General features: G+C 68.8%; 6 protein-coding genes. 5 read left to right on the top strand and 1 reads right to left on the bottom strand.

Annotated elements, in window-relative coordinates; all coding sequences use genetic code 11:
* A partial coding sequence (locus RMN84_RS09580) for a phosphoribosylaminoimidazolesuccinocarboxamide synthase (protein WP_309611946.1) occupies window positions 1-419 on the top strand: 419 nt, incomplete at its 5' end.
* 70 nt (window positions 420-489) lie between these two features.
* Window positions 490-2,667: a primosomal protein N' gene (locus RMN84_RS09575; RefSeq protein WP_309611947.1), complete on the top strand. Its 2,178-nt coding sequence runs from the start codon at window positions 490-492 to the stop codon at window positions 2,665-2,667.
* Here the strand turns inward: RMN84_RS09575 and RMN84_RS09570 are convergent.
* Window positions 2,664-3,707, bottom strand: coding sequence for a methylated-DNA--[protein]-cysteine S-methyltransferase (locus tag RMN84_RS09570; RefSeq protein WP_309611945.1), 1,044 nt, complete (start codon window positions 3,705-3,707; stop codon window positions 2,664-2,666). The two genes, RMN84_RS09575 and RMN84_RS09570, sit on opposite strands and share 4 nt — an antisense overlap.
* 67 nt (window positions 3,708-3,774) lie before the next feature.
* Between RMN84_RS09570 and RMN84_RS09565 the strand changes: the two genes are divergently transcribed.
* The 3 genes from RMN84_RS09565 to atpA form a co-directional block, all read left to right on the top strand.
* On the top strand, window positions 3,775-4,233 hold the full coding sequence (locus RMN84_RS09565; RefSeq protein WP_309611944.1) for a GNAT family N-acetyltransferase: 459 nt from the start codon (window positions 3,775-3,777) through the stop codon (window positions 4,231-4,233).
* 123 nt (window positions 4,234-4,356) lie between these two features.
* Window positions 4,357-4,926, top strand: coding sequence for a F0F1 ATP synthase subunit delta (locus RMN84_RS09560; protein WP_309611943.1), 570 nt, complete (start codon window positions 4,357-4,359; stop codon window positions 4,924-4,926).
* A 36-nt stretch (window positions 4,927-4,962) separates the two neighbouring features.
* Window positions 4,963-5,858: F0F1 ATP synthase subunit alpha (gene atpA / locus RMN84_RS09555; RefSeq protein ID WP_309611942.1), on the top strand; the 896-nt coding region annotated here is incomplete at its 3' end.

Genomic DNA, 5,858 nt, shown 5'->3' with positions numbered 1-5,858 from the left:
ATTACAAGGACGACGCCCTCAACGACCCGATGGTCGCCGACGAGCATATCGCCTGCTTCGGGTGGGCCAGCCAGGAAGAGATGAACGACATCGCCGACATGGCGATCCGCGTGAACGACTTCCTCTGCGGGCTGTTCGCCGCGATCGGCATCCGCCTCGTCGACTTCAAGCTCGAGTTCGGGCGGGTGTGGGAAAATGACTTCAGCCGCGTGATCCTGGCCGACGAGATTTCGCCCGACAATTGCCGCCTGTGGGACATGAAGTCGAACGAGAAGCTCGACAAGGACCGCTTCCGCCAGGACCTCGGCGGCGAAGCCGAAGCCTATCAGGAAGTCGCGCGTCGCCTCGGTCTGATGCCCGAAGGCGAGGAAACCGCCGTCCTCGACATGGAAAGCCACCGCAAGAAGCGGGGCAAGTAGCACGCGCCGCCTGTCCGGGGGGCCGGCGAGCATGCTACTCACGCGCCGCCTGTCCGGGGGGCAGGCGAGCATGCTACTCAAAGGCGTGAGTCTCCCCCGCGCCCGTGTCGTCACCCTCAACGCCGCCCTCGGCCCGCTCGACTACCGCGTGCCCGATGGGATGGTCGTCGCGCCCGGCAGCGTCGTCATCGCCCCGCTCGGCCCGCGCCAGTTGATCGGCGTCGTGTGGGAAGCCGAACGACTCCCCTCGGAAGAGATCGGCGACAATCGCCTGCGACCACTCGCTGGTCTGGTCGATGTCCTGCCGATCGCCGCGCCGCTGCGCCGCCTCGCCGAGTGGACCGCGGACTATTATCTCTCGCCCCTCGCCGCCGTCTTGCGGATGATCCTGCCGAGCAGCAGCGCGCTCGCCACCCCGCGCCAGCTGATCGAGTACCGCCCGACCAACACTGTCCCGCCGCGCCTGACCCCGCAACGCGAGCAGGCGATCACCCGCCTCGTCGGACGGCAGGGCACGATCCGCGAGCTGGCCGACATCGCCGACGTCAGCGACACCGTGCTGCGTGGGCTGGTCACCGTCGGCGCGCTCGAGGCGATCGCGGTCGAAGCCGACCGACCCCTCCCCACCCCGGACCCAGACTTCGCCCCGCCCGATCTGTCGCCCGAGCAGCACGCCGCCGCGCACACCCTCGCGACCGCCACCGGCTTCGACCCGATCCTGCTCGACGGAGTCACCGGCTCCGGCAAGACCGAAGTCTATTTCGAGGCCATCGCCGCCTGTCTTCGCGCGGGCAAGCAGGCGCTCGTCCTGCTCCCCGAAATCGCCCTGACCGAACCCTTCCTGACCCGCTTCACCACCCGCTTCGGGTGCGAGCCCGCCGCGTGGCACTCGGGCCTGCGTTCGTCGCAGCGCCGCCGCACGTGGCGCGGGATCGCCAGCGGCGAGGCGGCGGTCACTGTCGGCGCGCGCTCGGCGCTGTTCCTGCCCTACCGCAATCTCGGCCTGATCATCGTCGACGAGGCGCACGAGCCCAGCTTCAAGCAGGAGGAAGGCGTCCAGTACCACGCCCGCGACGTCGCCGTGATGCGGGCGCGGTTCGAGGATATTCCGGTCATCCTGTCGACCGCCACCCCGGCGATCGAGACGCGCCATATGGTCGACATCGGCCGCTATCGCGAAGTCGCGCTGCCGAGCCGCTTCGCCGGCGCCACCCTGCCCAGCAACGCCGCGATCGACCTGACGCAGGACCCGCCGATGCGCGGCCGCTGGCTCGCTCCGACCCTCGTCGCCGAAATGCAGGCCAATCTCGATGCGGGCGAGCAGTCCTTGCTCTTCCTCAACCGCCGCGGCTTCGCGCCGCTGACGCTGTGTCGCCACTGCGGGCATCGCTTTCAGTGTCCGAATTGCACCGCGTGGATGGTTGAGCACCGGCTGATGCGCCGCCTCGCCTGCCACCATTGCGGGCACGTGGAACCTCCCCCCCGCGCGTGCCCCGAGTGCGGTGAGGAGGACAGCCTCGTCGCCTGCGGCCCCGGAGTCGAGCGCATCGCCGACGAGGTCGCCGCGCTGTTCCCCGACGCCCGCACCGCGATCGTCACCAGCGACACCATCTGGTCCCCGGCCAAGGCGGCCGAATTCGTCCGCGCAATGGACGCGCACGAGATCGACGTCGTCGTCGGCACGCAATTGGTGACCAAGGGTTATCACTTCCCCAATCTCACTTTGGTCGGGGTGGTCGACGCCGACCTCGGGCTACAGGGCGGCGACCTCCGTGCCGCCGAGCGCAGCTTCCAGCAAATCTCGCAAGTCGCCGGCCGCGCCGGTCGCGGCGACAAGCCCGGCCGCGTGTTCGTCCAGACCCACGACCCGAGCGCTCCGGTCATCGCCGCGCTGGTCGCTGGCGACGCCCCCGGCTTCATCGCCGCCGAGACCGCCGCGCGGCGCGAAGCCGCCATGCCCCCGTTCGGTCGCCTCGCCGCGATCGTCATTTCATCGGAAGACTCCGCCGAAGCCGAAGCCACCGCCCGCCGCATCGCCCGCGCCGCCCCGACGGTCGACGGCATGGCCGTGTTCGGCCCCGCCCCGGCCCCGCTCGCGATGCTGCGCGGCCGCCACCGCCAGCGCATCCTCGTCCACGCGGCGCGCATCCTCGACGTCCAGGACGTCATCCGCGACTGGCTCGGCGCCGTCGAATGGAGCGCGAAGGTCCGCGTCGCGGTCGATGTCGATCCGTACAGTTTTCTCTAGAGCAACGTCGGCATCGCCTGTTCCGCCTCGAGCAGTTTCACCTTGTTCGGCAACCCCCCGCCATAACCGCCCAAGCTCCCGTCAGACCGGATCACGCGATGGCACGGGACCAGCACCGACACCGGGTTCGATCCGTTGGCCGTCCCCACCGCCCGCACCGCTCCCGGACTCCCGACCGCCGCCGCAATGTCGGCATAACTCCGCGTCTGCCCCAGCGGAATCTTGCGCAGTTCGCCCCACACCTTCTCCTGGAACGCGGTGCCGCGTACGTCGAGCGGCAGATGGTGGTCGCTCGGCCGCTCGATCTGGGCCAGCGCCGCCGCGACCCACGGGGCAATGGTGCCGTCGTCGGGGCGGATGTCGGCGTTGGGGAATTTGCGGTGGAGTGCGCGTTCGTCCTCGCCAAAGGTCAGGCGGCAGATGCCTTTCGCCGTCGCCGCGATCAGCAACGGGCCGAGCGGGCTGTCGGCGGTGACGAAGCGGATCGTCGCCCCGCGCCCGCCATCGCGCCACGCCGACGGGGTCATGCCGAGCCGCTCCTCCGCGTCGGCATAGAAGCGGCTGGGGGCGGCATAGCCGGCATCGTACAGCGCATCGGTCACGGACTTGTCCTCCTGCAAATGGGTGGCGGCGCGCCTGGCCCTGAGCGCGCGGGCATAGGCGGCGGGCGACACGCCAAGGTCGCGCGTGAATAGGCGCTGGAAATGATGCGGGGCATAGCCGACCGCCGCCGCAAGGTCAGCGAGCAAGGGCGGTTCGTCGGCCACCTCGATCAGCCGCACCGCCTTCGCCACCGCCTCCCGATCCCGGCCGACCTCGTCGGGGCGGCAGCGCAGGCAGGCGCGGTACCCTGCGGCGCGAGCGGCAGCGCCGTCGGCGAAAAAGGCGACATGCTCGCGCTTCGGATGGCGCGCGGGGCAGGACGGCTTGCAATAAATTCCGGTGGTGCGGACCGCCCCGACGAACCGCCCGTCCTGCGCGCGGTCGCGCCGTTCGAACGCCGCCCAGGCCGCCTGCTCGTCGATCTTGTGCTGGTTCATGCCGACATCATATGACGGTCGCCGGGCAAGCGCATCCCGTCGCTTGCGGTCAAAGTGGGGGCGGGCGTTGATCTTCACCGAAGGCGATCTCGACAGCGCCGACGTCGTCGCCCTGCTCGACCTGCATTTGGCGGCGATGAAGGGGAGTTCGCCGCCAGAGGCGTGCCATGTGTTGCCGACGGAGGCGCTGCGCCATCCGGCGATCCGTTTCTTCTCGGCGTGGGACGAAAATGGGATGCTGCTCGGCATCGGAGCGCTCAAGATGCTCGCGCCCGGACATGGCGAGATCAAGTCGATGCGGACGGTCCCGGAGGCGCTTGGACGCGGGGTCGGCGGGGCGATCCTCGCGCACATCATCCAACAGGCGCGGGCGGCGGGGATCGGGCGGATCAGCCTCGAGACCGGCAGCACGGCGGAATTCGCGGGAGCATTGCGCCTCTACGAGCGCGATGGCTTCACCCCCTGCGAGCCCTTCGGAGGCTACGCCCCTTCGCCCTTCACGCGCTTCTTTTCGCGCACGATTTAGCCTTGTCTTGCATCCCCCCGCCCCCTTTGCTAGGGGCGCGGCAACCCGGTGGGGGTGCGCGGTTCCGGCCGGCTGCGCCTCATCCAACGCAGGGGCCAAATCTCGTCTTGGAGCTTATCGCGCGTGGAGAATTCCGGCGGCAATCAAGTCAATGCTGGGCAAGCGAGCCTGGCGGGCCGCTACGCGAGCGCATTGTTCGGCCTCGCCCGCGACGAGAAACAGATCGATTCAGTCGCGACGAGCCTCGATTCGCTGAGCCAGGCGATGGCCGAATCGCCCGACCTCAAGCGGGTCGTGTCGAGCCCGCTGGTCAAACGCAATGAAGCCGCCGCCATCATTGCCAGCCTCGTCCCGGTGCTGTCACTCGATCCGCTGACCGGACGCTTCCTCGGCGTGCTGGCGAAGAACGGACGGCTCGGCGAATTGCCCAAGGTGATCGACCAGGTCCGCGCGCTGGCCGCTGGGCATCGCGGCGAGACGACCGCGCAGGTCACCACCGCCCACCCGCTCGACGACGATCAGGTTGCCGCGTTGAAAGCCCAGCTCAAGGCGCGCGCCGGTCGCGACGTCACGATCGAGCGCTCGGTCGACCCCTCCATTCTCGGCGGTATCGTCGTCCGGCTCGGTAGTCAGATGATCGATGCGTCGATCCGCACCAAACTCGATACGCTCGCTCAGGCGATGCGGGGCTAGCCCCGCCGCCAACAAAGAATTGATGAAAGGCTGACCATGGACATCCGCGCCGCTGAAATTTCCCGCGTCATTCGTGACCAGATCGCGAACTTCGACGCCGACGCGCAGGTCTCCGAAGTCGGCAGCGTGCTGTCGGTCGGCGACGGCATTGCCCGCATCCACGGCCTCGACAACGTGCAGGCGGGCGAGATGATCGAGTTCGAGGGCGGCATTCAGGGCATGGCGCTCAACCTCGAGGCGGATAACGTCGGCGCGGTCATCTTCGGCAACGACAGCACGATCAAGGAAGGATCGACGGTCAAGCGGACCGGCACGATCGTCGACGTTCCCGTCGGCAAGGGCCTGCTCGGCCGCGTCGTCGATGCGCTCGGCAACCCGATCGACGGCAAGGGTCCGATCGTCAGCGACCAGCGCAGCCGCGTCGAGGTCAAGGCGCCCGGCATCATCCCGCGCCAGTCGGTCCACGAGCCGGTCCAGACCGGCCTCAAGGCGCTCGACGCACTTGTCCCCGTCGGCCGCGGCCAGCGCGAATTGATCATCGGCGATCGCCAGACCGGCAAGACCGCCGTCGCGATCGACACCTTCATCAACCAGAAGAAGGCCAACGCCGGCGACGACGAGAACCAGAAGCTCTATTGCATCTATGTCGCGGTCGGCCAGAAGCGCTCGACCGTCGCCCAGATCGTCCGCGCGCTCGAAGAAAATGGCGCGATGGAATATACCATCGTCGTCGCCGCGACCGCGTCGGAACCGGCCCCGCTGCAGTTCCTCGCGCCCTACACCGGCTGCGCGATGGGCGAGTTTTTCCGCGACAACGGCATGCACGCGGTCATCGTCTATGACGATCTGTCGAAGCAGGCCGTCGCCTATCGCCAGATGTCGCTGCTGCTGCGCCGCCCGCCGGGCCGCGAGGCCTATCCCGGCGACGTCTT

Source organism: Sphingomonas sp., from assembly GCF_031380695.1.
In the GTDB taxonomy this organism is placed as follows: domain Bacteria; phylum Pseudomonadota; class Alphaproteobacteria; order Sphingomonadales; family Sphingomonadaceae; genus Sphingomicrobium.
This window is presented reverse-complemented; position numbering and strand designations above follow the sequence as displayed.

Bases quoted from the DNA above. Each gene is read 5' to 3' on its own strand.
- RMN84_RS09575 (WP_309611947.1), top strand. From the start codon at position 490: ATGCTACTCAAAGGCGTGAGTCTCCCCCGCGCCCGTGTCGTCACCCTC.
- RMN84_RS09570 (WP_309611945.1), bottom strand. From the start codon at position 3,707: ATGAACCAGCACAAGATCGACGAGCAGGCGGCCTGGGCGGCGTTCGAA.